Annotated in this window: 18 protein-coding genes; 9 read left to right on the top strand and 9 right to left on the bottom strand. The window is 70.3% G+C overall.

The features are described 5' to 3' along the window. Nucleotides 1–44 precede the first annotated feature (44 nt). Both ABZU99_RS30085 and ABZU99_RS30080 read right to left on the bottom strand, forming a co-directional pair. Nucleotides 45–677: a response regulator transcription factor gene (locus ABZU99_RS30085; protein ID WP_355952863.1), complete on the bottom strand. Its 633-nt coding sequence runs from the start codon at nt 675–677 to the stop codon at nt 45–47. Continuing rightward, a complete protein-coding gene (locus ABZU99_RS30080; RefSeq protein WP_355952861.1) occupies nt 677–1,972 on the bottom strand; it encodes a sensor domain-containing protein in 1,296 nt (431 codons plus the stop codon). Before ABZU99_RS30080 ends, ABZU99_RS30085 begins: the two co-directional genes overlap by 1 nt. 132 nt (nt 1,973–2,104) lie before the next feature. Here ABZU99_RS30080 and ABZU99_RS30075 point away from each other — a divergent pair, with 132 nt between their 5' ends. Together ABZU99_RS30075 and ABZU99_RS30070 are read left to right on the top strand one after the other, a co-directional pair. Further along, nucleotides 2,105–2,842: an ABC transporter ATP-binding protein gene (locus ABZU99_RS30075; RefSeq protein ID WP_355952858.1), complete on the top strand. Its 738-nt coding sequence runs from the start codon at nt 2,105–2,107 to the stop codon at nt 2,840–2,842. Next, nucleotides 2,836–5,286 carry an ABC transporter permease gene (locus tag ABZU99_RS30070; protein ID WP_355952855.1) on the top strand — a complete coding sequence of 817 codons (2,451 nt, stop codon included), beginning with the start codon at nt 2,836–2,838 and terminating at the stop codon, nt 5,284–5,286. The genes ABZU99_RS30075 and ABZU99_RS30070 overlap by 7 nt, the downstream gene beginning before the upstream one ends. Nucleotides 5,287–5,353: 67 nt before the next feature. Here the strand turns inward: ABZU99_RS30070 and ABZU99_RS30065 are convergent, their stop codons facing one another. Both ABZU99_RS30065 and ABZU99_RS30060 read right to left on the bottom strand, forming a co-directional pair. Continuing rightward, nucleotides 5,354–6,019: a response regulator transcription factor gene (locus ABZU99_RS30065; protein WP_355952852.1), complete on the bottom strand. Its 666-nt coding sequence runs from the start codon at nt 6,017–6,019 to the stop codon at nt 5,354–5,356. Beyond that, complete coding sequence (locus ABZU99_RS30060; protein WP_355952849.1) at nt 6,016–7,242, bottom strand: histidine kinase; 1,227 nt, start codon at nt 7,240–7,242, stop codon at nt 6,016–6,018. Before ABZU99_RS30060 ends, ABZU99_RS30065 begins: the two co-directional genes overlap by 4 nt. Before the next feature lie 154 nt (nt 7,243–7,396). Here ABZU99_RS30060 and ABZU99_RS30055 point away from each other — a divergent pair, with 154 nt between their 5' ends. Next, complete coding sequence (locus ABZU99_RS30055; protein ID WP_355952846.1) at nt 7,397–8,140, top strand: ABC transporter ATP-binding protein; 744 nt, start codon at nt 7,397–7,399, stop codon at nt 8,138–8,140. Further along, nucleotides 8,140–10,653 carry an ABC transporter permease gene (locus ABZU99_RS30050; protein ID WP_355952843.1) on the top strand — a complete coding sequence of 838 codons (2,514 nt, stop codon included), beginning with the start codon at nt 8,140–8,142 and terminating at the stop codon, nt 10,651–10,653. Before ABZU99_RS30055 ends, ABZU99_RS30050 begins: the two co-directional genes overlap by 1 nt. Before the next feature lie 149 nt (nt 10,654–10,802). Here ABZU99_RS30050 and ABZU99_RS30045 read toward each other — a convergent pair whose 3' ends face one another. Then, nucleotides 10,803–12,671: a glycoside hydrolase family 95-like protein gene (locus ABZU99_RS30045; protein WP_355952841.1), complete on the bottom strand. Its 1,869-nt coding sequence runs from the start codon at nt 12,669–12,671 to the stop codon at nt 10,803–10,805. 551 nt (nt 12,672–13,222) lie between these two features. Here ABZU99_RS30045 and ABZU99_RS30040 point away from each other — a divergent pair. The 5 genes from ABZU99_RS30040 (at nt 13,223) to ABZU99_RS30020 (ending at nt 21,465) form a co-directional block, all read left to right on the top strand. Next, nucleotides 13,223–14,161 carry an ABC transporter ATP-binding protein gene (locus tag ABZU99_RS30040; protein WP_355952838.1) on the top strand — a complete coding sequence of 313 codons (939 nt, stop codon included), beginning with the start codon at nt 13,223–13,225 and terminating at the stop codon, nt 14,159–14,161. A gap of 168 nt (nt 14,162–14,329) precedes the next feature. Next, nucleotides 14,330–15,049, top strand: coding sequence for a hypothetical protein (locus ABZU99_RS30035; protein WP_355952835.1), 720 nt, complete (start codon nt 14,330–14,332; stop codon nt 15,047–15,049). Between the two features lie 302 nt (nt 15,050–15,351). Continuing rightward, nucleotides 15,352–16,494, top strand: a complete 1,143-nt coding sequence (locus tag ABZU99_RS30030) for a cytochrome P450 (RefSeq protein ID WP_355952832.1) — start codon at nt 15,352–15,354, stop codon at nt 16,492–16,494. Between the two features lie 32 nt (nt 16,495–16,526). Then, the gene (locus ABZU99_RS30025) at nt 16,527–19,277 is read left to right on the top strand and encodes a ferritin-like protein (RefSeq protein WP_356228064.1); all 2,751 of its coding nucleotides are present in this window, start codon (nt 16,527–16,529) and stop codon (nt 19,275–19,277) included. A gap of 55 nt (nt 19,278–19,332) precedes the next feature. After that, nucleotides 19,333–21,465 carry an aminotransferase class I/II-fold pyridoxal phosphate-dependent enzyme gene (locus tag ABZU99_RS30020; protein WP_355952826.1) on the top strand — a complete coding sequence of 711 codons (2,133 nt, stop codon included), beginning with the start codon at nt 19,333–19,335 and terminating at the stop codon, nt 21,463–21,465. 85 nt (nt 21,466–21,550) lie between these two features. Here the strand turns inward: ABZU99_RS30020 and ABZU99_RS30015 are convergent, their stop codons facing one another. The 4 genes from ABZU99_RS30015 to ABZU99_RS30000 form a co-directional block, all read right to left on the bottom strand. Continuing rightward, nucleotides 21,551–22,354: an alpha/beta hydrolase gene (locus tag ABZU99_RS30015; RefSeq protein WP_355952823.1), complete on the bottom strand. Its 804-nt coding sequence runs from the start codon at nt 22,352–22,354 to the stop codon at nt 21,551–21,553. Nucleotides 22,355–22,361: 7 nt separating this feature from the next. Continuing rightward, the gene (locus tag ABZU99_RS30010) at nt 22,362–24,941 is read right to left on the bottom strand and encodes a penicillin acylase family protein (protein WP_356048872.1); all 2,580 of its coding nucleotides are present in this window, start codon (nt 24,939–24,941) and stop codon (nt 22,362–22,364) included. A gap of 65 nt (nt 24,942–25,006) precedes the next feature. Continuing rightward, nucleotides 25,007–25,234, bottom strand: coding sequence for an MbtH family protein (locus tag ABZU99_RS30005; RefSeq protein WP_355952817.1), 228 nt, complete (start codon nt 25,232–25,234; stop codon nt 25,007–25,009). A gap of 75 nt (nt 25,235–25,309) precedes the next feature. After that, nucleotides 25,310–26,560, bottom strand: coding sequence for a cytochrome P450 (locus ABZU99_RS30000; RefSeq protein WP_356048870.1), 1,251 nt, complete (start codon nt 26,558–26,560; stop codon nt 25,310–25,312). Nucleotides 26,561–26,592 lie beyond the last annotated feature (32 nt).

Here is a 26,592-nt window from a genome sequence, read left to right as displayed (position 1 = left end):
ACGGCGCCTGCCGTGCACATCGCCGGCGTCCGGCAACGGCAGGCTCAACCACGCAGAAAGGCCAGGACCGCCATCACCCTTCGGTGGGTCTCGTCGGTGGGCGGCAGGTCCAGCTTGTGGAGGATGTTACCGATGTGCTTGCTGACGGCAGCTTCCGTGACGACCAGCTCGCGCACGATGGCACCGTTCGACCTGCCCTCCGCGACCAAGGCCAGTACCTCGCGTTCCCTCGGGGTGAGCCGGTCGAGGGGATCACGGCGCCGGCGCAGCAACTGCCGTACGACTTCGGGGTCGATGACCGTGCCACCGTCGGCGACCCGGCGGAGGGCGTCCATGAACTCCCCGACGTGACCGACGCGGTCCTTCAGCAGGTAGCCGATGCCACGGCCGTCACCGGCGTCGAGCAACTCCGTCGCGTAATTCCGCTGAATGTACTGGCTGAGAACGAGCACGGGCAGCCCGGGCCGCTGTGCCCGCAGCGCAACAGCCGTGCGCAGGCCCTCGTCGGAGAACCTGGGGGGCATCCGTACGTCGGTGACGACAATGTCAGGGTCATGCTCTGCAACTGCCGCCCGCAAGGCGTCGGCGTCGCCGACCGCCGTGACGACCTGGTGACGGAAGCGGTCGAGCAGCCCGATCAGCCCCTCCCGTAAGAGCACGCTGTCTTCGGCGAGCACTACCCGAAGACTTCGTTCTTCGCCTCGCAAGGAATCTCCACACGCAGCAGGGTCGGCCCGCCGGAAGGGCTGGACAGGACAAGTCTGCCATCGAGCGCCGACACCCGGTCGGCAAGTCCCATCAGGCCGGTGCCGTTATCGGCGGTCGCCCCGCCCCGCCCGTTGTCGTGGACCTCGACAACGAGCCGCCCGTCGTGGTGCCGGCCGGTTATCCGGACAGAGGTGGCGCCGCTGTGCTTGGCGATATTCGCCAACGCCTCTCGCACCACGAAGTAGGCCGCGGACTCCACCGATTCCGGCAGCCGCCGCGCGGACAGTTCCGATTCGAGGCGCACCGGAACCGGCGAACGGTCCGCCGCGTCGGCGATGGCGGCTTCCAGCCCCAAGTCCGCGAGCACCTTGGGGTGAATGCCGTGGATCAGCTCCCGCAACTCCACCAAGGCATGTCCGGCCTCTGCCTGGGCCTTGGCGATCAGCTCGGCAACCGGTCCCGGCGGGGCGTCGAGCCGGGCCAGGCCCAGCGTCATGGTGAGCGCGACCAGCCGCTGCTGCGCACCGTCGTGCAGGTCTCTTTCGATCCGGCGGCGCTCCGCCTCGAAGGCGTCCACCAACCTGACCCTGGACCGCGTCAGTTCGGTGATGTACGAGCCGAGTTCAGCGTCCCGGGGAGCGATCAGGGCCCTGGTGAACGCGGCTCGGGCTCCGGCTGCCGCCGTCAGGACGTACCCGCAGACAGCGAGCAGCACCACGCCGAGCAGGGCGGCCCCGAATGCCTGCGTCCACGAGGTGACCACCCACAGCTTCAGCACCCGTATCTCCGTGCCCTCGCCGATCGTGGCCAGCAGCGCGGGGGTGGCCAGCAGGTCCAGTGGCACGGCCAGCGCCGTCGCTACCGCCAGCAGATCCAGCGGCCACAGGACGACCGCGAAGAGCATGGCATACGCAAGTTCACGCCAGGTGACCTGCTCGCGGAACCGGGTCCGCGCCCAGTTCCACAGGCCGGCCCGGGGTGGGGCGATGTGGGGGCCGGCTGCCGGTTCGTCGTCGATCAACCGCAGCCGACGGCGTTCCACCGCCCCGACCGGCAGTCCCGCGAAACACAGTGCGGCAAGCAGCGGAAGACCCACCACGGCGACGGCCAGTACGCCCCCGACGACGGCTGTCACCGCGATCCCGGCCAGGGTGGCGATCCCGACGGGCGCGCTGCTCAGCATGTACGCCACCGACCGCCAGGGCCAGGAGGAAAGCAGGAAGCCCGGCCTGGCCAGTGCCTGCCACAGGTTTCGCGTGTGCATGTCCTGACGGTAGAAGCCGGGGGCCGCCGGGAACATCCTCCCCGCCCTACCACCGGGGGTAGGTCCTGCCCTACCCCGAACACTCCACCGGCCCCCGCTGCTTCCGGTGGGCAACGCCGATGGAGTGGAACCATGATGAGCAACGCAATTCAGCTGAGCGCGGTGACCAAGACCTACGGGTCCGGCGAGGGCGCCGTCACCGCTCTGGACCGGTTCTCCCTCGCCTTCCCGGCCGGGACCTTCACCGCCGTCATGGGCCCCTCCGGCTCGGGCAAGTCCACTCTGCTGCAGTGTGCGGCGGGGCTGGACCGGCCGACAGCCGGGTCGGTCGCTGTGGGCGGCACGGAGCTGACCGGACTGAGCGAGACGAAACTGACGCTATTGCGCAGGGAACGGATCGGCTTCGTCTTCCAGGCATTCAATCTGCTGCCCTCGCTCACCGCCGAGCAGAATGTGGCGCTGCCGCTGCGGCTCGCCGGCCGACGGCCCTCCAGGTCGCAGATTCGGGACGTGCTGGACCGGATGGGTCTGAGCGGCCGCGCCCGGCACCGGCCCGCGCAGATGTCCGGCGGGCAGCAACAGCGGGTGGCGCTGGCCCGAGCCCTGATCACCAGGCCGGAGGTGCTGTTCGGGGACGAGCCGACCGGGGCGCTGGACTCGGCGACGGGCGGCGAGGTGCTGCGCATGCTCCGCGGCATGGTCGATGACGACGGGCAGACGGTCATCTTGGTCACTCATGACCCGGTCGCCGCCGCATACGCGGACCGCGTGGTCTTCCTCGCCGACGGACGGCTGAGCGGAGAACTGAGCTCGCCCACCGTCGAGTCGGTCGCCGCCCGCATGACGAAGCTGGAGGCCGTCACGTGCTGAGCGTGGCTGTGTGCACCCTGCGCACCCGCTGGGTGACCTTCGTGGGCTCCTTTGTCGCCCTCGCCCTGGGCGTGGGGCTGATCGCCACAATGGGGCTGGCCCTCGCGTCCACCCTGAGCGCGCCCGAGCGCGGCCCGGAGCGGTTCGCGCGCGCCCCGGTGGTGGTGCGCGGCGCGGACACGCTGAGGGTGCCGTCGCCGGTCGGCGTACGCGTCAAGCCCCTCGCTCAGCCCCGGCCAGTGAGCGTCGAACTGGCCGATCGGCTCGCCCGTGTGGGGAAGACGGTTCCCGACCGAGGCTTCGGTCTGGGAGGCGGCAAGGTCGGCCGTCCCTGGTCGACGGCCGCCTTCGCTCCGTACCGGCTCACCTCGGGACGGGCCCCTGCGACGGCCGGAGAGGTCGTCGTCATGGGCGACCGGGCGGAGCCGAGCCGCCGGCTGACGCTGGCCGGAGCGACTCGGACGGTGGTCGGTACCGTCACCGGGCCCGGCGTCGAGCAAGCGGTGTTCTTCGGTGACGCCGAGGCGGCCCGGCTGGCCCCGCGGATCGACAACCTCGTGGTGGAGGCCCCGGCCGCCGCCGTACGCAAGGCTCTGAAGGGGGCGCCAGGGTCGGCCGGCGTCCAGGTGCTCACCGGCAATGACCGGCGGCTGGCCGACCCCGATCCGGACCGGGACCATGAGGCCCTGGTCTCGGTGAACGCCCTGCTCGGAACGGCGGCCGGGGTCACCGGATTCGTGTCCGTGTTCGTCGTGGCGTCCACCTTCGCCTTCGCCGTGGCCCAGCGGCGGCGTGAATTCGGGCTGCTGCGTGCCGCTGGGGCGACGCCCCGCCAGGTGCGCCGGTTGGTGTTCGCCGAAGCCGCGGCCGTGGGGGCACTGGCCTCGGCCGCGGGGTGTGTACTCGGCGCCTCCGGAGCTCCACGGCTGGCGTCCTGGCTGGTGGACGCTGAGGTCGCGCCGGCATGGTTCACCGTCGGCGAAGGGAACTGGCCGTATTACGTGGCCTTCTCGGCCGGAGTGCTCGTGGCCATGGCCGGTGTGTGGGCGGCGTCCCGGCGCGCGGGGAAGGTGGGACCGGCCGAGGCGCTCCGCGAGGCCGCGGTGGACCGCCGGACGATGACACCCGGCCGGTGGGTGGCCGGCGCGATACTGCTGTGCATGGGTATCGGGTTGGTGGTGTGGCGGTTGGCCACCGACCCCGGCGAGATCCTCCACCGAAAGACGTACACGATCCAGCCGATGGTGCTGATCACCGCTTGCGCGTTGCTCGCCCCGGTCCTTGTCCGTCCGCTGACCCGCGTGCTGGCCTGGCTTCCCGCCCGGCTGCCGGGCGCGACCGGAATGCTGGCGCGGGAGAACGCGGCCGCCGGGGTGCGGCGCACGGCGGCGATCGGCGCCCCGGTACTGATCACCGTCGCGCTGACCGGATCGCTGCTCGGCGCGAGCGCGACGATCAACGACGCCAAGGCCAGCGAAATCCGTACCCGGACCGCCGCCGACTTCGTTGTGACAGCGAGCGATCCCTCTGGGTTGGGCCGCCGGGCCGTGGCACGGGTCGAGCGCGTACCCGGCACGATCGCCGCGCCTTTGGCCCCCACCGCCGTCTCCACCATGGAGGACGGGGTCGCGCTGGTGCAGGATCAGGCGCTGGCCGTCGAAGCGGCGGCACTGGCCGCGGTGGAGAAGCCGCCGGTCGTGTCGGGCAGGGTCACCGACCTCGACGACCGGAGCATCATCGTCAATGAGGGGTGGGCACGGCACACCGTCGGGGAGACCGTCGGCGTCTGGCTGGGCGACGGTCGCAAGGCCCGTCTTCGCATCGCCGCCGTCATGCGCGCCGGTACCGGCAACAACGGCGTCTATGTGACCCCGCGCAACGCCGCCGGAGCGGCACCCGACCGGATCGACGTCAGGCTGCGCCCCGGAGCGGATCCGGCAACCGTCGCCGCGGCACTCCGCGAGACCGTGCGGCCTTCGGACGGCCATGTGCACAGCAGGGAACAATGGGTGGCGGCCAGTCATCCGCGGACCAGCCGGCAGACCCGCCTCGGCTTCCTGGTGGTGCTCGGCATCGCCTTGCTCTACGCCGGTATCGCGCTCGCCAACACCCAGGTCATGGCGGTCTCCGACCGGGTGCGCGAGCTGGCGGTGCTGCGGCTGGTCGGCGCCACGAACCAGCAGGTGCTGCGCATCGTCGCGGCAGAGGCGCTGATGGCCGTGGGGGTGGGCGCGGTGTTGGGTGCGGTCGTGGCCGGGGGGAATCTGCTGGCCATCCGGGCCGCACTCGGGAGGGTGTCGGTGCACTCCTCGATCGTGGTCCCGTGGGAGACCGTCGGCACCGCGGTGGCCGTGTGTGCGGTGCTGGCGGTGGTGTCCGCCGTACTTCCCGCACGGCTGGCGCTGCGGACTCGGCCGGTGGAACTGGCCGGTATGCGCGAATAGACAGGGAAGAGGAGAGCCCGCCTGGCTGTCGCGGCCGGGCGGGGCTCTCAGGAGACCGCGGTTTCCTTTAACTCATTCCCGCATCCCGGGCCAGGAGCGCCACTTGGACGCGGTTCGACAGGCCCAGCTTGGCGAGTGCGCGGCTGACGTGGGCCTTCACCGTGCCCTCGCTCATGAACAACTCGCGGCCGATCTCGGCGTTCGACAGTCCTCGGGCGACCGCGCGAACCACGTCCTCCTCCCGCTTGGTCAGCACCGACAGCCGCTCGCGAGCTGCGGCGGCGTCCGCCGAGTCCATCTCGGCGAAGTTGTCGATCAACCGCTGGGTGACCTTCGGATTGAGCATGGCGCTGCCTTCGGCGACCGTGCGGACGGCGGCGACGAGGTCCCTCGGAGAAGTGTCCTTGAGCAGGAACCCCGATGCTCCGCTGCGCAGGGCGGTGTGCACATAGTCGTCGAGGTCGAAGGTGGTCAGCATGATCACTCTGGGGGCGTCCGGCGAGCGCCGTAGTTCCTTGAGCGCGGCGAGCCCGTCCATGCCGGGCATCCGGACATCCATCAGGACGACGTCCGGACGGTGTGCGGCCAAGGCGGTCATGGCCTCTTTCCCGTCGCCGGCCTCGGCCACCACGTCGATGTCCTCGGCGGGCTCCAGAATCATGCGCAGACCGGCCCGGACGAGCGCCTCGTCGTCCACCACCAGGACGCGGATCGTGCGCGTTACTCCATTCAAACGTGTGCCTCCGTAGGGTGTGCGGTGAGAGGAAACCGCGCGCTGACGGCGAAGCCGCCTTGTGTGCGCGGCTCAGCGGTGAACTCGCCGTGCAGCAGCTCGACCCGCTCGCGCAGGCCGACGAGCCCCATGCCGCTGCCGGGAAGCGGCTCGACGGGCCGGACCGGGGCGTCGTTGGTGATGACGACCTCCAGGTCGGAGTGGTGGTACCGGACGAGGACCTGGGTGTGGGCCGCACCGGCGTGCTTGTGCACATTGGTCAGGGATTCCTGGACGACGCGGTACGCGGCGTGCTCGAGCAGGGTCGGCAACCGCTGCGGCGTTCCCTCGTCGCAGCGGACCACGGACATCCCGGCCGCCCGCGACTGATCGAGCAGCCGGTCGAGGTCCTCGAGGGTCGGCTGCGGGCCGAGCCCGGTCATGTCCTCGGCCTCGCCGGTGGCCTTCAGCAGGCCGATGACGTCCCTGAGCTGGGAGAGGGCTTCCCGGCCGGTGAGGCGGATGAGCTCGGCCGCGGCCGCGGTCTGCTCGTCCTTGGCGTTGACCTCCAGCCCTCCCGCGTGCAGGACCATCAGGGACACCCGGTGGGCGACCACATCGTGCATGTCCCGGGCGATCCGGGCCCGCTCCTGCATGCGGGCCTGCTGCGTGCGGGCGGCCTGCTCCCGCTCCAGCTGCTCCGCCCGCTCGTGCAGGCTCTGGACCACCTCGCGGCGGGCCCGGCTCCACAGCCCGAGGGCGAACGGCAGCCAGACGAAGAGTCCCGCGCCGCCGATCGAGGGGAGCAGGTCGCTCCATGCCATGCCGGGGAGGCCGATGGCCATGCCCGTCGTCGTCGGGAGCAGCGTGACACCGGTCGCTCCCGCCAGGTAGCAGGCGAGCAGCAGCCGTCTGCGCAGCGTGACCGCGGCGACATACGACGCGGCGCACAGGGCGACCCAGACCGACAGCAGGATCCAGGCCGCGAATCCGACGGCGATCACCGGCCACCGCATGCGGGGCAGCAACAGGGCGGCGGCCAGGGACGCCGCGGCGATCACGATCACGAGGACGAGGCCGGACGTCGGCGTGATGCCCAACTCCGCCTGTACGTAGGGGACGGGCTCGCCATCGGTGGGCAGGAGTGTGCCGGCGACGAGCACGCCGGCGAGCAGCGTGGTCCCCCAGCGGTCCGACCAGCGCCGCATGCGCGATCTGTGCACCATCTCCGTACGTTGTGTCACAGCCCGAGCGTAGGCGCTGACGGCTCGTCCGGCGTCCACCGTACGGATCTCTCTCACCCCTACGAAGGTTCAGTACGGGCCAAACCTAAGTCGCACATCTCCGTGGTCTTTTTGGCGACGCGCCCGGAGGGCCCTCGCTCGCAGACTCGATGCCATGAAACAGACAACAGCTGCCGTCCGCGCCACCGGGCTTGCCAAGCGGTACGGCTCGGACGACGCCCGGGTGGTCGCCCTTGCCGGGGTCGACGTGGAGTTCCCGCGCCAGGAGTTCACCGCGATCATGGGTCCCTCCGGCTCCGGGAAGTCGACGCTGATGCACTGCGTCGCCGGCCTCGACCAGGCCGATGAGGGCAGGATCTGGATCGGGGACACCGAGCTGACCGATCTGAGCGACAACGCGCTCACGGACCTGCGGCGTGAGCGGGTGGGCTTCGTGTTCCAGGCTTTCAATCTCCTGCCCACCCTCACAGCCTTGGAGAACATCACTCTTCCGTTCGACCTCTCCGGCCGTAAGCCCGACCAGGCCGTGCTGGACAAGGTGATCACGGCGGTGAACCTGCAGAACAGGCTGGATCACCGGCCGAGCCAGCTCTCCGGCGGTCAGCAGCAGCGCGTTGCCTGCGCCCGTGCCCTGGTCACCGAGCCGGATGTGGTCTTCGCCGACGAGCCGACCGGAGCGCTGGACTCCACCGCCTCCGCGGAGTTGCTGCAGTTCTTACGGCGCAGCGTCGACGAACTCGGCCAGACCGTAGTGATGGTGACGCACGAGCCGAGCGCGGCCGCCTATGCCGACAGAGTGCTCTTCCTCAAGGACGGCGACATCGTCGACGAGATCTTCGCGCCGACGGCGGACAGCGTGCTGGAGCGCATGAAGTCCTTCGAGAAGGCAGTCTCCTGATGTTCAAGACCATGCTGCGCGACCTGCTCGCGCACAAGGGCCGGGCGATCATGACGCTCGTGGCCATCGCGCTGGGGGTCACCGCGACCGTCGGCAGCTGGGTGGTCAGCGACTCCATCGCCAACACGCTCGCCGCCCAGGAGGGACGCAAGGACGTCGGGGTCTCGGTGCAGAGCCCCGGGAAGGCCCCCGAGCTCACCACCGCGGACGCGCAGCGGCTGGCCAAGGTGTCCGGAGTCGCCCGGGCCGAGGGTGTGATCGTCGGCCGGGCCGGAATCGTCGGCCATGACGGCAAACTCGTCAAGACGAGCACGGTCCTCGACCGGGCCGGCACGAACTGGAGCAACGACAAGCGCTTCTCCGTCGACCGGGGCACGAAGCCCCACGGCTCCGGTCAGGTCGCGCTCAATACGACCGACGCCGAAACCGCCGGCATCAAGGTCGGGGACACCGTCCGCGTCCAGCTGTCCGGCGGGCGGACGGAGGAGGCCGAGGTGACCGCGCTGTTCACCTACAACCGTCTCGGTCCGGAGACGGAGCAGGACTCGAACGACTCGTCCGACGCCGTGCCGGCCGTGGCCTACGACACGGAGGTCGCTCAGAAGTTGTTCGGCACTCGCTTCCAGCGTGTGGAGCTGGTCGCGGCGCCGGGTGCTGACACGACGGCCATGGCGGCGGCCGTGCGGAAGACCGTTGCCGATGACTTCCATGTCGCGACGGGAAAGGAGTTGGCCGACGCCTCGGCCGACCAGTCGGAGAGCCAGGCACTGGAACTCCGGTTGACCATGTTGCCGTTCGCGGCCGTGGCCCTGCTGGTCGGGATGTTCGTCATCGCCAACACCTTCACGATGCTGGTCAGCCAGCGCACCCGGCAGTACGCGCTGCTGCGGGCCGTCGGTGCCCGTCGGCGGCAGGTGCGGACCGGGATCGTGGCCGAAGCCGCTGTGCTGGGCCTGGCCGGCGGCACCGTGGGGACGGTGGCGGGCGTGGCGGTCGGTCCCCTGCTCATTTCCGTGATGCGTCCGGATGACGACGTGGACTTCAGTGTCAGCCCCATCGCCATCCTGCTCGGCTACGGGATCGCCGTGCTGGTGACGGTGCTCGCCGCGTACAACTCCGCGCGGCGTGCCGCGGCGGTTCCGCCGGTCGCGGCGCTGCGCACCGACGCGGTCGTACCGCAGGAGACCAAGCGCCGCCGGATCATGCTGGGGCTGGCCTTCCTGGTCGTGGCAGCGGTCATGGTCCTGACGACCGCGGACCCGAGCTCCTCCAACATAGCCCGGGTGATCGGGCTGGTGGGGGCGGTCCTCGGGGTGGTAGGCGTCATCCTTCTGGCTCCGCTTCTCGCGGAGGTGATCCTGCGTCCCGTGACGCGGTTCTTCGGACGGCGCGGCGGTCCCGCGGCGCGGCTGGGGCTGCGCAACGCGGCGGGCGACCCGCGGCGTACCTCGGGGACGGCGACCGCGATCACCGTGGGTCTCGGCCTGGTGTGCGCGTTCGCGACTCTCAGCGCATCCTTCTCGTCGCTGATCGCGTCGACGACGCGGGCCAACGTTCCGGCCACGACCACCGTCCTGCAGTCGGCGGCCGGTGGCGAATCGACACTCACCCCCGCCGAGGCCGGCACGGTCGCCGGCCTGCCCGGCGTGTCCCAGGTGGCGGGCAGCCGCGATGTGCTGGTGGGGCTGACCTATCCGGGTGGGAAGACCGAGCGGCGGATCTCGGCGATCGAGCCAAGGGGGCTGAAGACGGTCCTGACCCCGAAGATCATCGAGGGCAGCGCCGACCTGACGCGTGGTGTGGTGATCTCGAAGAACCAGGCGGACATGCTGGGCCTGGGCATGGACGACAAGGTCACGCTGAAGCTGGACGACAAGACATCGGTCACGCAGACGGTGGTGGGCGTCTATGACGCGACCGAGCTGCAGGCCAGCATCTTCCTCGACGTGACGAAGGCACCGGAGACACTGCGCGGCCAGATCACCACCCTCTACGCCTCCGGGCCGGATCCGGACAAGGCCCGGCAGAGCATCGAGAAGGCCTTCCGCGACCGCCCCGATGTCGCCATCACGGACCGGGACGGGCTGGTCAAGCAGGGCGTGGATCAACAGCAGTTCGCCTTCACCCTGATGTATGCGATGTTCGGGGTGGCGATCCTGATCGCCGTGTTCGGCGTCATCAACACGCTGGTGCTGTCGGTCATGGAGCGTACGCGGGAGATCGGGGTGATCCGAGCGGTGGGAGCCAGGCAGCTTCTGGTCCGCAGGACGATCAGGGTGGAGTCCATCGTGATCTCCCTGTTCGGCGCCCTGCTCGGAGTGGTGGTCGGCATCCCGACGGGGGCGGTCATGCAGCACGCCATGTTCGGCCAGCGGCTGTGGGACTTCACCCTGCCGTTCAATGTCATCGTCCTGTCGTTCCTCGGTATCGCCGTGGCGGCGGTGCTGGCGGCCATGTGGCCGGCGCGGCGGGCGGCAAGCACCAACATGCTCGCGGCGATCGCCGGCGAGTGACGGCCATGCGCGCACAACTCGGCGCGGCCGCCGGGCCGATGGACACAGTCTGTCGACCCGGCGGCCGCGCGGCCGTCGCATCGGTCTCCCCCGAGCCATGGGCGCCCAGCGAACCGCGGCGTGCGTGCCCGGGTGCCGCGGAGCCCTGGTCACCCCCAGCGGCGGGCCCCACCGTTCCCGGGCACCTCGCGCGGCTCGACGGCGGGATCCAGGCCGCGCCGGACGAAGGTGGCGGACTCTCCGGCTCGGAGGGGCACGGCGCAGACGCCTGGCGCCGTGCGACGGGCTCGTGCGAGGCGGCCCGGGCCCTCGTCCCCGGGACCGCTGATCCGGACCTCGGTGTCGGCGTCCATGCCGTGCCGCAGTGTGAGCGACCCGCCGGATTCACTGTGTACGCGCACCCATTCGGTGCGTCCCTGGCGGCGCGATGCGTCGAGGACGAAGGCGCCGGGCACGCGCAGTCCCGCCACGGAGATGTCACGCCAGCTGTCGGGCACGGCGGGAAACGCCTCGACCACGCCGTCGTCCCCGCCCACCAGGAGGTCGAGGAGTGCCTGCTCGCCGTCGAACGGGGCGGCGGCGCGCAGGGTGGAAGCGTGGCGGTGCAGCGTGTTCCCCAGCAGCGCGCTGTCGTCGGCGGTATGCGATGCGGTCAGCCGTGTGAGGAAGTCATGAGCCTGTGCGGCGTCGCGCAGCGCGGCGGCCAGGCCGGCCGCGGCGACATAGGAGCCGCTGTCCCAGGCATCCCGCATGCTTGCCCAGTGGTCGAAACTGCTCCGCATGAGCGGGCGATCGTCGGGCCGGCTCCATACCTTCTCGCGCAGGGGCAACATCCACAGCAGGTGTCCCGGCCGGGGATCGGAGCGCGCCGCTCTGACCCCCGCTCCGATCAGGACGCCGCCGGCGTCGTGGTGATAGGGGGTGAGCCGGGCGGCGATGTCCTGCCAGCGCGGCAGGTGCGGTTCGTGGAGCCCGAGTCGCCGGGTGGCGGCGATGAGATGTGTCGTGGCCCACCGCAGCAGCGAGAGGTCATGGGTGCAGTCCGTCATGTCGCCATGACCGGTCGCGTGTGTCAGGGGCATATGCAACAGTCCATCGGCTCCCTCGACGAGGAAGCCCGCGTGGAAGGTCACCGCGCTGCGCAGTGCCGGGTGGAGGAGTTCACGCAGGATGCGCTCGTCGCCGATGCGGCGGTAGGCGTCCCACAGTGCGGGGGCGCCTGCGGCGAGTACCGGGTTCTCCGCGCGCCCGCCCTTCGATCCCACTCCGGGCAGGGCGCCCACCAGATGATCGTGGGACGGCTCCAGGCCGTCCGTCAGCGCGGCGGCGACCGGGCCGAGGGCGAGGTGGTTGGCCGTGCCCAGCGGCGCCGGAGTGTGCCGCACCGCCCTCGCCGTGGGGTCGGTGAGGGAGCCGAGGGCGTACATCTGAATCCAGTGGAAGCGCTGGAGGGTCTTGTCCGGCAGGGACACATAGCTGCTCGGATAGAAGCCGTGCCACCAGCACCGGTGCTCAGCGATCACCTCACGCGCACCGTCGGCGAGGATCCTGCGCAGCTCACCGCTGTCCGTCGTGCCCAGGGCGGCCGCGAGCCATGCGCCTCCGCGGTCTTTCCTGCCCTGGACCCAGGTCACGCTCGCGTCGATGCGGTTGGCGGGGAGGGGGGTGAAGGACGCGCCCCGTTCGCCCTCCTCGGCCAGCGTGCGGAGGAGGAGCACCTCGCGGTGGTGCGGCACAAGCGCCGCGAAGGCGATCTGCCCCCGGGTCGTCGTGAGGGTCCCGGTCAACTCGGCGTTCCACAGATCGAGTTCACACCGCAGGCCGGTGATCGCGCCGGTCGGCACCAGGTCGAGGTGAGGCGCGACGGACGCGGCGAGACCGGCTCCGGCGAGGGAGAACCGCAGCGCGGAACCGCCGGGGGCGCCGTGGACCTGAACCGTGAGCGGGCCGTTGCCCAGGAAGGGCGCGGTGCGCCAGTCCTCGGGCAGCCGCGACCACTGCATGCGCGCGTCGTGCACCGCGCGTTCATGTGGGCTGGGGCCGGCGGATGTGGAGCGGGTGGGAGGCGCTGTCGTCGCCCATGCCCGGCCGGGCACGGTCGCGAGGCCTGTACCCGCGGCGGTGAGGACAAACGACCGTCTACCGAATCCGGTATTCACGTTGGCGGCCTCCCGGTCCACAGACATGCCGATGACGACGGATTTCCTTGACACTCGGCTCCGGGGCCATGGCACGCACACCGGTGAGCGGCACGGATTTCTCTCCGGAAACGCACGCGCTTCGCAGGTTGTGCTGAGTTCCTGAGGACGCGCATTCGCAGCGAGCGGCTCTGCTCCACCGAGCCGAAAGTCCGCCGAAAGAGAGCCTAGCGACGGCGGAGCAAGGAGGTCACCGTCCTTAAGCCCGGGCTGAAAGACGCTCTCCACCCCCTGCGCGACGCCAGAGTCCCCCCCTTACGAAAGTGATAGATGGCTGAATCCCATAGTCGGATGTGCCCGCCCTGTCTCGGTTTCTACTGTGGTTCGTATCGGCGCGCCAACCGGGAGCAGCGCCAGCAGGGGAGCTGTCCATGATTACCCTCAGCGGACTGACCAAGCGCTACGTCGATGTCACCGCGGTCCATGACCTGAGCCTGGCGATCGAGCCCGGTCGCGTCACCGGCTTTCTCGGCCCCAACGGCTCCGGGAAGTCCACCACCATGCGCATGATCATGGGCCTGGACCACCCGACGGCCGGCAAGGCTCTGGTCAACGGCAAGCGGTACGAGGAGCTGCGCCACCCCATCAGGGAGGTCGGCGCGCTACTCGACGCCAAGGCGCTCCATCCCGGGCGTACCGCTCGCAGCCATCTGCGGGCCATGGCACGCAGCAACGGCATACCGGTCAGCCGGGTCGAGGACGTGCTGGAGGAGGTCGGGCTGACGTCGGTGGCCAAGAGGCGCGTCGGGCTGTTCTCCCTCGGCATGGGTCAGCGGCTGGGCATCGCCGGGGCGCTGCTCGGCGACCCGGGGGTGCTGATCTTCGACGAGCCGGTCAACGGTCTGGACCCGGACGGGGTGCGCTGGGTGCGGCAGATCGCCCGCGCTCTCGCCGCCGAGGGCCGGACGGTCTTCATCTCCAGCCATCTGATGAGCGAGATGCAGCAGACCGCCGACCAACTCGTTGTGATCGGCAAGGGACGGCTCATCGCGGACGCGCCGATGGAGGAGATCATCGAGCGCAGTGCGCTGGGCACGGTCCGGGTCCGGGCCCCGGAACCACACGATCTCGAAGAGCTGGAGTCGCTGCTCGCCAAGGCCGGCTTCAGGTCGGAGCGCTCGGGCGCGGACGCGCTGACGGTCCGTGGCGCGACCGTGGAGCAGGTCGGTGACCTCGCCCACAAGGCCGGCACCCGGCTGCATGAACTCAGCGTCCAAGAGCCTTCGTTGGAGGAGGCCTACATGGAGCTGACCTCGGACAGCGTCGAATACGGTGCGCCTTCGGGCCAGAACCAGACAGGGCAGGGCTGAGCCATGACCGACAAGACCGCCACTTCCACGGCTTCCGCCGTCTCTCCCGCCCCCTCCTCTTCTCCCACTGCCTCTTCCCCTCCCCTGCGCGCTCGCTCCGGCGCCAGGCCGGGGGGCCGCGGCGGGCTCTTCGGAGCGAGCGCGGCGGAGTGGACGAAGTTGTGGTCGGTGCGCTCGACGTGGGTGTGCCTGGCCGCCACGGCGGCGTTGCTCGTCGCCTACACCGTCATCGCGGGCGTGGCCGCCCGCTCCGAGCCTTCGGGGGGCAGCTCCGGTGCGGGGCTGCCGACCGAGCCGCTGGACAATGTCGGCACCGGTGTCGTCTTCATGGCACAGTTCGCGGTTCTGGCTCTGGCAACGATGGTCATAGCGACCGAGTACGCGACGGGCAGCATCCGGTCGACGCTGCAGTGGGTGCCGGTGCGTTATCGCATGCTGCTGGCCAAGAGCATCGTGGTCTTCCCGGTGCTGTTCGTCATGGGCATGGTGCTCACCCCGCTGGGGCTGGGCTCGGGGCTGCTGGCGCTCGGCGATGCCGCGGATCCGGTGACCGCGAGCGACACGGTGGGCCGGGCGCTGGCCGTGGGGGGTTACCTCGGCACGGCAGGGGTGATCGTCATAGGGGTCGGGGCGGCCGTGCGGAGTGTGGCGGGCACGCTGACCGTGGCCTTCCTCGTGATGCTGGTACTGCCGATGATCATGCAGTCGACGTCGGTGGAGATACTGTCCAAGGCCGCCAACTACCTCCCAGGGCCGGCTGGGATGACCCTCATGGGGGTCTCCGAGGACCCGGTGTACGGGACGCCCGTCGCGATAGCCCTGCTGGCCTTCTGGGCCGTGGCGGCCAACGCGGCCGGATGGTGGGTGCTGCGCTCCCGCGACGCCTGAGCACGCCCGTCTTAATCTCTCGTGGTTTCCCCGGCCCGGTCCCGTCGGAATTTCGCTCATTAAGTCGTGGCGAAAAGAAACTGGCGGGGCCGGGTTTCCCTTCTCGCTCGGGCCGGAAGCTCGGGCGCGCGGCAGAAGTCGGGCCCTGACAGGGCATCGGAGCTGAGTTAGCCTCTCGTTGCCGTTAGCCGACAATTGCCTCTGGGTGGGGACTCATGCTGCCTTCTGGGCCAGTACATTCCGACAATACGGCCCGACTTCTGGACAAGGAGGTTGCGGAACTCTACTCGTGGCTGAACCATATGCGGAAGACCAATCCCGTGGGCTACGACGAGTCCCTGAAGGTCTGGCAGGTATTCGGATACGACGACGCGCAGAGGGTGCTCGCCGACCCGACGTTTTCGGCGGACCTGCGGGCGGCGGGACGAGCGGCCGGGGTGGACACCACGGTGCCACCGGTCCTCGAGCGGCTCACCCGGATGAATTTTTTCACGATGGACCCACCCACGCACCGGAAGTTCCGCGGCCTGGTCAACCAGGCGTTCTCCCGGCGGCTGGTGAACCGTCTCGCGCCGAGGGTCGCCGAGACGGCGGAGGGCATCCTGGACGAGCTGTCCGGTCTTGAGCGGTTCGATCTGCTGGAGCGGCTCGCGTACCCGCTGCCGATGATCGTGCTGTGTGAGCTGCTCGGGGTGCCGCACGACGACCGGCGCGCCTTCCAGAGTTGGGCCGCCGTGCTGATCGACCCGAGCGGCCAGGCCGCGACGCCCAGCGGTGGCGAGCAGCTCGGGGGCGCGCTGGAGGAGCTGGAGGTCTACCTCCACGAGCTCGTCGCCCGGCGGCGCCGGGAACCGGCGGCCGATCTGCTGAGCCGGCTGGTGACGGTGGACATCGATGGCGACCGGCTGGCGGATGAGGAAGTGGTCTCCCTTGCCGCGGTGATGCTGCTCGCGGGCCACAACACCACGACCATGCTGCTCGCCAACCTCGTGGTCTGCCTCGACGAGAATCCCGATGCGGCGGCGGAGATCAGGGCCGACCGGGGCCTGATCCCCACGGCCATCGAGGAGGTGTTCCGCTACCGGGGCCCGCTGCCGCGGTCGCTGCGGCTGACGACGCAGGAATCCCGGATCGGCGAGCACACGGTGGAGGCGGGGCAGCCGGTAGCGGTGTGGACGGCGGCCGCCAACTGGGACGAGACCCAGTTCGCCCACCCCGACCGCTTTGACATCCGCCGCTCCCCCAACCGCCACCTCGGTTTCGGCCATGGCATGCACTTCTGTCTCGGCGCGCCGCTCGCACGGGTGGTGGCGGAGACGGCCATGTCCCTGCTGCTCGACCGGTGTACCGGCATCAGCGTGTCCCGGGAGACACCGTTGGAGTACCAGGCGCCGCGGGTCAATCTCGCGCCCGCCAGGCTGCCGGTCGATGTCCGCTGGGCCTGACGCCCGTTCACTGAGCACGGAGGACGTAAGACGTGTCCTATCTCGGGTATCCCCGGCTGAACTTCGCGGGCACCATCCAGACGGACGTGGCCACGGCCAACAACGCGGCGCCGTACTTCGACAACAACCTCTTCGAGCCCCGCTTCCAGTGGCGGATGAACCTGCCCGATGTCAACGGGCTGTGGAATCCCCGCGGGCCGGGCACGGTACGACTGGCCGATGTGTCGGTGACCAGTGTCTGCTTCCCCGACGGCAGGCAGGTCACCAGCGGCCGTGAGGATCCGGTCGTCGGCGGCCGGCTCGTCGACGACGACCTGCGGACCAACGGCAAGATGGTCGACCTCGACCCGTCCAACCAGATGGTTCCCGAGATCTACGGGTGGCGGCCCCGGCTGCTGGACAAGGACGGACGTGAGCTCCTGCGCGGCGACTTCCTGCCGTCGGCCGTGGAGGACCTGTGGCCCCGGGCCACGCTGCCCTCGGGACGACCGGACATGGCCGGCACCTATCAGTCGGTGCTGTCCGGCCTGGAGTGGGCGGAGACTGGCGGCTCCCCCTTTCTGCAAGCCCTGCGCGCGCGCAGCGAGAAGGGTCTGCTGTCGGTCAAGCTCACCATGGACGCGGTCGAGGACGGCGTCGAGCACTGGCCGGACAACATCACCTTCGGGCGGGTCGTCGGGTCCATCGGCCCGTACTACGCGGGAGAGCCCAAGCGCTTCCTCGCCGGTCGCCGGCTGCGCAAGGCCGGGGCGAAGAGTCCGCTCAACCACGCCCCGTGCCGGGTGGACGAGGCGTCGGGGACCGTCTTCGTGGATCTGGCCAACAGTATCCGGGCCACCAAGCGCGGTGGCCCGCTGGAGGACGTGGGCACACTGCGGCTGGCCGTGCTCGACGCGGACGGCAAACCGAAGCCGCTCGCCCCGCTCACCGGCATGGACAGCGGCTTCTACGAGCGCAGCGCGGGCATCGCCACCGCGCGCCTGGACCGCGAGCGGCTGCGGCTCATCGCCGACCGCCGGCTCGCCGTGGTCGACGACGCCAAGGACCCCGGGGTGCTGCTCGCCGAGAACGGCGAGGGGACCTGGGTGCACGCGGACGGGTTCGTGTTCCGGCTCTACCCGGAGAGTTCCGAGGCGACGGGCTCGACGACGCTGTACGCCACCCGGTTCGGGAAGCCGGCGGCGGGGCTGCGGCTGTTCCTGAACGCCGGCAAGCCGCCTCAGCCGGTCTCCGTCGCCGCCGAGGCGGTCACCGACGCCAAGGGCCGGGCCAAGGTCGGCTTCACCGGCACCGACCCCGGCAATCCGCGCAAGGTGATGGACGGTGCGACCGCCCAGATCTCGTACGGGCCGCTGCACCGGCCGGGCGAGCCGGACGGCACGCTCAGCGTCCGGGTCTTCGATGCCTACCGGGCGCCCGCGAAGCCCACCTGGATGCGCGATGTGCGGCCCATCTTCCAGCAGTACGCGAATCTCTTCCCCGTCATGCGGGACGTGCTGGACCTCGGCAACTACCGCCATGTCGTGCGGCACCGCACCTACATCAGGCGGACGCTGCTGGCGCCCCGGGACTCCCCCAATCACATGCCGGTCACCAGGGACCTCTCCCCAGGAAAGCGAGACATGATCGTGAGTTGGCTGGACGCGGGTCCCGAACCGCTGATCCTCGACATCACCACGCCCGATGAGCTCAGGGACGTGCTCCAGCAGGCGATGCTCGTGGAGCTGGCGACCATACCGCCGTATCTGACGGCGCTGCTGTCGATCAAACCCGACCGCAATGTGAAGATCGGCAAGCTGATCCGCGCGGTGGTGCTGGAGGAGATGCAGCACATGGCGCAGGTGTGCAATGTGCTCAACGCGGTGGGCGGCAAGCCGCAGATCGGCCGGCCCGGTCTCGTGCCCACCTACCCGGGCAAGCTGCCCGCCTCCGTCCTGCCCGATCTGGAGGTCAGGCTGCGCAAGCTGTCCCTGGAGCACGTCAAGGACGTCTTCATGGCCATCGAGCAACCCCAGCATCCGATGGTGGACGGCAAGCCGTTCAAGGGCCATGTGGTGGATCCCAAGAGCGTGAGGACCGACCGGCACGGCAAGGTGCTGGCGGCGGACGGCGCCGCGATGGCCAAGCTGGAGGGCTGGTTCACCAAGGCCGAGTACGAGCCTCAGACCATCGGCTGGCTCTACAACCGCATCGCCCGGGCCATTATCCGGTTCGACGACGGCGGCAAGCTCTTCAGCGGCGATCCCGCGCGCCAGGTCGGCTGGCCCGACGCGCCGAAGACGCTCTACAAGGTCACCGACAAGGAGTCGGCGCTGCTGGGCATCTACCAGATCATCGAGCAGGGAGAGGGCAGCCCGCACGACCTGAACGACGACGGCCTGGGCGACCCGGGGGAGCTCGGCCACTACTACATGTTCAAGGAGATCGTCGAGGGGCGGCAGCTGAAGCGGAAGGCCGACGGAAGCTGGGGCTACGAAGGCCCGGAGATCCCGTTCGACCCGGACGGCGTGTACCCGATGGTCGACGACCCCGACACCTACCGGCTCCCCGCGGGCTCCGCCGGCCGAAGGGATTCGCTGCGCTGCGACACCTCGTACACCAACCTCCTCAAGGGCCTGCACCGGGTCTTCGACGGCCATCCCGCGGAGTTGGACAACACGGTCGGCCTCATGTTCCAAGTGCAGGTGGAGGCACGGAAGTTGCTGGACATGCCTTCAGCGGAGGGCGCCAGGACCGTCCTCGGCCCTGCCTTCCAGTCACCCGGCGTGGACCTCGGCCAGTAGCGCGGCGAGCGAGGCGCGTCCAGGCACTTTCCCGTCACCAGTCGAAGGAGACACCGTGAGCACCGTGACTCGCCCGCCATCAGTGCAGCCCCTCCACCAAGAGCATGCGAGGGGCGACGACATGGTCCGGCTGCACTGCAATGAGAACCCCTACGGTCCGCCGCCCGGCGTGATCGCCGCGGTCACCAAGGAGCTGGAGGGCCGGTGCACGGCCTACCCGGACAGCAACGCCTCCGTGCTGCGGGCACGCCTTGCGGCGCGCTTCGGCGTCACCGACGACATGGTGGCGGTGGGCAACGGCGCCGATGAACTGGTGCTGCTGACAACGCTGGCGCTGGTGTCGGCCGGGGACGTCGTCGTCACCACGGAGTCCACCTTCCCCGGGTACGCCACCTCGGCGGCGGTGGCCGGTGCGACGGTCCGAACCGTCGGGCTGGCCGACTTCCGGATCCCGGCCGCCGAGTTGCAGGCGGCGCTGGGGGACGGCGCCCGTGTGGTCTTCGTCTGCAATCCGCACAACCCGACGGGCAGCGTGCTCTCCCCCGCCGCCGTCGAGGACATCCTCACGGCCGCCGAGCAGGCCGGTGTCGTGCCCGTCTTCGACGAGGCGTACATGGAGTTCGCCGGCGACGGTCACGAGCGCGCCCTGGACGCGGTGCGCGAGGGCCGTCGGCTGATCGTGCTGCGGACCTTCTCCAAGGCGTGGGGGCTGGCCTCGCTGCGCGCGGCCTATGCCCTCGGCCCGGCGGAGCTGATCGCCGAGCTCCAGCGGGCCCGGCAGGCGCTGCCGTTCAACATGAACCGGCTGGCGCAGCAGGCGGCGGTGGCGGCGCTGGACAGCCGTGACCACCTCGACGAGGTCCGTGAGCGCACCGCGCAGGCGCGGGAGCGCCTGTGCCAGGGGCTGGCCGGGCTCGGCGTGAGCTTCGTGCCGTCGGTGACGAACTTCGTGATGGTCAAGACTCCGGGGCCGAGCGACGAGTTCGCCGGCCGTCTCGCCGAGGAGCACGGGATCCTGGTGCGGGATCTGACGCTGTTCGGGCTCCCCGGCTACGTCCGGGTGACCGTGGCCACGCCCGAGGCCATGGACCGGTTCTGCGCCGTGGTCGCCACGCTGCTGGCCGGACCGGGCGCCCGCGCCACGCTCGGCCACGGCCTCGGCGGGGCGAGGGACGCGCTCACCGTGCCGACGCACCCCGCGGTGTCGCCGCAGACGCTGTTCAACGGGTACATCGGCTCGCACGTCGTGTTCGCGCTCAACCAACTGGGCGTATGGGAGCGGCTGCTGGAGACACCCCGCACGCTGGACTCCCTAGCCGCCGAGTCGGGCTCGGAGCCGACCAGGCTGCTCGCCCTGGTGCGCGCGGCCGCCCTGCTCGGATACGTCGAGATTCCCGCCGGTACGGCCGACGGCCCGTACACCGTGACGCTGACTGAGACCGGCCGCGACCTCGTGCACCACAAGGGCTTCTTCACCTGGGGCGTCGGCGGATACCACGAGGTGCTGCGCGGCCTGACCGGCCTCGCGCGGGGCAGCTCCGTCTTCGAGCAGGACGTGGACCGCGACGGCAGGATGGTCGCGGTCGGCTCGGGCGAGGTGGGCCGCGCGATGATGCTGCCGCTGGAGGAGAAGCTGCTCGCGACGGTGGACTGCGGCACCGTCGCCGACCTGGGCTGCGGGGACGCCACCCGGCTGCTGCGGCTGTGCGGACAGGACCCCTCCCGGCGCGGCATCGGGATCGAGATCAACGAGGCGGCCTGTGTGCAGGCGACCAAGCGGGTCGCCGAGGAGGGGTGCGCCGATCGCATCGAGATCGTGCACGGCGACGTCCTGGCCTTCTCCCACCAGACGTTCCCGGACGTCGAGCTGGTCACGAGCTTTTTGATGATGCACGACCTCTTCGACGCCACCGGCGACCCGGCGGGTGTCATGCGCACACTGCGCCGCGTCTTCCCGAAGGCCGGGAAATTCCTGATCGGCGACACCACGGCCCAGGAGTGGCAGGAGCAGCGGGCGGGGCTGCCGATCTTCTCGGTGGGCTTCGAGCTGGTCCACGCGTTCATGGACACGCCCATCATGAACCGCGCCACCTACGAGGACGCCTTCGCCGCCGCGGGGCTGCGCATCGAGCGGCGTGAGCCGCTGGGGGCACCGTCCACCTGGCTGTGGATGCTCACCGCGGAGTGAGCGGACGCGAAGGGGGCGGGGCGGTTGCCGTGGCAACCGCCCCGCCCCCTTCGCCTCTCACGTCGTGGGTCACGCAGCGCGCGTATCAGCCCGCGCGGAAGAACTCCAGCATGCTCTTGTTGACGGCTTCCGGGTTCTCCAGATACCCGTAGTGGCCGGCGTCCGGAATCAGCTCGAAGCTCGCGCCGGGAATGACGCTCGCCAGTTCCTCCCCGGCCCGTGGCGGCGTGATCAGATCGTCGGCGAACGAGATGACGTGGCAGGGGACCGTGATGCCCGCGTACGCCGAGCGGCGGTCGGGCATCGGCTCCATCGCGAGCTGGGCGCCCCTGCCCGCCCGGTCCTCCCGTGCCATCTCCAGCAGATCGAGCCAGTCGGCGATCGACTGCTCGTCGTCAAGGGTGCGCGGAGACAGGCTCTGCATCGCCTGGACGACGGCCCGGTAGGCGATCGGCAGCTCGGTGCCCGAGGCGTGCAGTTCCTGTTCCGCGCGGGCCAGCGCCCGGCGCAGCGCGTCGCTGCGCGCCCGGCTGGCGATCAGCACGGCCTGGCGCACCAGCCCGGGGTGGGCGAGCGCCAGTTCCTGGGCGACGTACGCGCCCATGGACGTACCGACGACGCGCACGGTGCCCAGCCGCAGGGTCTCGATCAGCCCGACGACGTCGCCGACCATGTCGGCCACGGTGATGCCCCCGGTGCAGACGTCGGTGGGCGGGATGCCGCGGTTGTCGAAGGTGATGACGCGGTGACCGGCAGCCGTCAGGGCCGGCACCTGGTGCAGATGCCAGGCCCGGCCGCCGCTGCCCGATCCCATGATCATGACGACGGGATCGCCCGAGCCGGTGTCCTGGTGGCTCAGGCGGATCCCGTTGATGGTGGCAATGGGCATGGCCCTCCTATCTCCAGGTCAGGACCTGGGTGCGCAGCCGCGGCGAGTCGAGGATGTCGCGCTGGGTGAAGCGCTCACGGATCCAGACGCCGCGGGAGAAGAGCTTCGTCTGGTCCCTGAAGTGGGGGGATGTGGGGTCGCTGGACTGCGCATAGGTGAGCAGCGAGGAGGTGCGCGGTGTTGCGCCGCGGCCGAACTCGGTCACCTGGATGAAGCTGGAGCCGGTGATGACGTCTGTGTGGCCGGCCTTCGGGTCCCACGCGGGGGTGATGACGTTGAGCACGCCGAGCGGGCTCGGGGCGCCGTGCACCGGGATCCGGTCCTTCCCGCGGGTGACGTACTGGTGGTCCCGCAGCGGGGCGTCCAGGGGGATCCCGGCGGCCTTCAGTTCGGCCGCGGCGTCACCGAACGCCCGCTGCACCGCGGGGTTGTCGACGGCCAGGGTGTTGGGCGTGTGCAGCGGGTCGCGGACGTCGAAGGGGTGACGCCACGGTCCGCCCTCGACCCGGGCGGCCAGAAGGGTGAACCGGGCGAAGAGCAGTGATGCCCTGCTGTCCAGGGTGTAGCGGCCGTCCCAGCGGGCCAGTGCGCCGCAGGCGCGGGAGACGTCGACGGGGCCATGGGACGAAGGCGCGCGGCCGTCGGGGAACCGCGCGCACATGGCGGCGGTCGAGGACGCGGCCAGTTCCGCGGTCCGGCTCCGGTTGCCGAAGAGCGTCTGCTCCATCGTCCTGCGGGAGAAGCCCTTGCCGGGCAGTCCGTCGGTGCCGGCGAGGCGGCGCTGCACCGCCAGGATGCCTTCCTGGGTGCGGAACGAGCGGGCAGTGCCGATGTCGCCCACGCCGCGCGGATAGCCGGTGAGCGGCGCCTCGGGGTTGGCCAGCCAGGGGCTGTTGTTGGAGTTGGTGACGTAGTCGGTGCGCGTCAGCGTGGGCAGCCGGTGCGGGCCGAAGAGGCCGGGCTGTACGGCGTCCTTGTCGCTGCCCCAGGCGCAGGCGCCGCGGCTGCCGTCGAGGACGGAGATGCCGCTGTTGGGGAAGACCTGCCGGCCGAGGTCGGTGCTGCACTCCTTGGCGAGGTCGTCGGTGACGTGCGGCACGACCTGGATGTCGGAGTAGAGGGTCTTGCCCCGGCTGTCGACCGACACGGTGTTGACCCAGGGCAGGCCCTGGGTACGGGTCTGCGCGCGCAGCACGTCGTCGGTGGTCCTGGCCCGGCCCAGGCCCAGCCAGGTGTTCATGGCCCGCAGGTTGGTGGCGTTGGCGTCACGGATGGTGTGCGCGGTACGGGCCCAGGGCAGCGGCACGCCGCCCGGCCCCGTGTCGATCACCGGGCCGTAGCGGGTGTTCCACAGGGTGCGCGTGATGACCTTCGTGCTGCCGTCGGCCTGGCGGGCGCGCACCCGGACGCGGTGGCTCGTCATCTTCTCGGGCTTGCCGTCGACGAGATAGTGGGTGGGCTTGCCGGGGATCAGCGCCACCTCGTACAGCCCGTACGTGGCGGCGGTGGAGACGGTGTGGCTCCAGGCGACGTCCGCGTTGTGGCCGATGAGCACGCCGGGGAAGCCGAGCAGCGAGGCGCCCGAGACGTTGACCCGGCCGGGGATGGTCAGCTGGCTCTGCCAGAGGCGTGCGGGCCCATGCCAGGGGTAGTGCGGGTTGGCGAGGAGCACGCCCCCGCGCCCGGAGGTGGTGCCGTCGGCGCCCACACCGATCGCGTTGCTGCCGAGCCTGCCGTCGTCGCGGGCACGGCGGATGGCGGCGTTCAGCTTTGCCCCTGTGTTCTTCGCCCCCGTGCTCTTCGCGTCCGTGCTCCTCGCCCCCGTGCTCTTCGCCCCCGTGCTCTTCGCCCCCGCGCTCCTCGCCCCCGTGCTCCTCGCGTCCGTGCTCCTCGCGTCCGTGCTCTTCGTGCTCCTGGCGTCCGCGCCGCGCGACGCCGCCGTCGCACCCGTCGCCGTCGGCGGCTGGGCCCGCGCGATGCCGTCCATGACCACGCCGGACCCGGAGCCGGTGCTGATCGCGTAGACGTGGCGGTAGACGTCGAGCGGGGTGATGGGGCGTACCCACGCCTTGCCGCGGCACGCGGGGTCGGTGATGCCGCCGTCCGCCAGGGCTTGGCGCAGATAGCGGTTGTAGCCCTTGGCATAGCCGCGGACCATCTGCGCGGCCTCGGGGTCGGGGCCGTTCGGCGGGGCCTGGCGGGCGAGCTTCTCGACGACGTGGCTGTCCTTGATCCGCTGGAAGTACAGATCGCTGTCGAGGCTGGTGCTCGCCTGGCCGAGGCCCGGGTCGGCCGGAGCGTCGGCGCCCAGATGAAGCGACCGTTCACCGTTTTCGGTCATGAACGCGTCGGCAAGGGTGCACAGGTTGTCCTTGGCCGAGGCGTATCCGGAGCCGTAGCCGAGGCCCTCGTAGTCGGAGGCGGTGATGTGCGGGATGCCGTACTCGGTGTACTGGATGACGGCGCGGCCGTCCGCCGGGGCCGCCGTCGCGGCCGTGGACGCGGGTACGGCCGCGAGCCCCACCAGCATGACTCCGGCCGCCAACGACAGTGCCGACTTGCGCGCGGTTCCGTGCAGCCGGGTCATGCCTACCATGCGGGGAAAACCCTTCGTGTCCGTCTGTCAGGGTGTTCGGCGGGGGCGGTCCTCGATCACTGCGTCTTGTCGGCCCCCTCCATGGCGACCACCAGGCTCTTGGGCCGCATGTCGGTCCAGTTCTCGTTGACGTAGTCGAGCGCCGACTGGCGGTCCGTCTCCTTCAGGGCGATGTGCCAGCCGGCGGGCACCTCGACGAACGACGGCCACAGGGAGTGCTGGTTCTCGTCGTTGACGAGCACCAGGTACGTGCCTTCGGCGTCCTCGAACGGGTTCGTGCTCATGGCTGCTCCTCTTCTTCCGGTGCCTCGGTGGCGCCGTGGGTGGTGTCCTCGGATGGTGCCTTCGGGGCGCCGCGGTCAGACAGCCGCGCCGCGGGTGGCCTCGTACCGGTCGCGTCCCGACGCGCAGGGCTCGAAACGCACGGGCAGGCTGCTGAACCCGGTAAGAAAGTTGGAGTGGATCCGCTGCGGCGGGCCGCTGATCTCGAACCCGTCGCTGAACGTCCGCAGCGCCGACAGCAGTTCGGACACCTCCACCCGAGCCAGATAGGCCCCGAGGCAGAAGTGCGGCCCGTAACCGAAGGTGATGTGCTTGTTCGGCGAGCGGTCCAGGGCGAAGGTGCCCGGGTCGTCGAAGACCGCCTCGTCGCGGTTGCCGGAGCTGTGCCACAGGGTGACGATGTCGCCGGCCGCGATGTCCACGCCGCCGACCCGGGTGTCGGCCAGGCAGGTGCGGCCGAAGTGCATGGCGGGCGTGGCCCAGCGCAGCACCTCTTCGACGGCGCTGCTGAGCGGGACGTCGCCGTCGCGCAGCGCCTGCCACTGCCGCTCGTGGTGCGCCAGGGTGTGGACGGAGTCGATCATCGAAAGCCGGCTGGTCTCGTCGCCGCCGATGATGAGGCTGTAGCAGTTGAGAACCATCTCGTCCTCGCTCAGCGACTGCCCGTCGATCTGGCCGCCCGCCAGCACGCTGATGACGTCGTCACCCGGTGACCGGCGCCGCTCCTCGACCAGTTCGCCGAAATACAACAGGATTTCATTACGCGCCATCAGCGCGTCCTGGTCATCCGCGTCGACCGCGTCCGAACTGAGCGCCGCTTTGGTCATGGTGAGCAGAAAGTCCCGGTCGGCGGGGGGCACGCCCAGGAGATCGGCGATCGTACCCATGGGAATGCGACTCGCGATGTCCTCGGCGAAATCACAGGTGCCCTCCTCGACCGCCTCGCAGACCAGCGCGCGGGTGTTCTCCCGGACGCGCTCGGATATCCGCTCCAGGGCACGTGGCGAAAAGGCCTTCAGCACGATCTTCCGCAGTTCCCGATGGCGGTGCCCGTCCGTCACGGCCAGCATCTTGCCCGCCGCGGAGTCGCCTCCGGCGAGCAGGGTGACCAGCAGGTTTCCCCGCTCGGACGTGAAGTTCACATTGTCCCGGTAAACGGACATGATGTCGGCGTACCGGCTGACCACCCAGAATCCCGGGTTGCCGTCCATCGGGGGGTGCCAGTGAACGGGTTCCTCGGAGCGCAGATGGGTCCAGAAATCCGTGAGATCACGCTCGTTGAAGGTCCGCGGATCGGCCAGGTTCACACCGTCGATTGGCTGGGTCATGCCCCGGGATTCCCTCGCTCGTCGTAGTGGTG

Origin of the sequence: Streptomyces sp. NPDC005266, assembly GCF_040607655.1 — a bacterium.
Lineage (GTDB): Bacteria > Actinomycetota > Actinomycetes > Streptomycetales > Streptomycetaceae > Streptomyces.
This window is presented reverse-complemented; position numbering and strand designations above follow the sequence as displayed.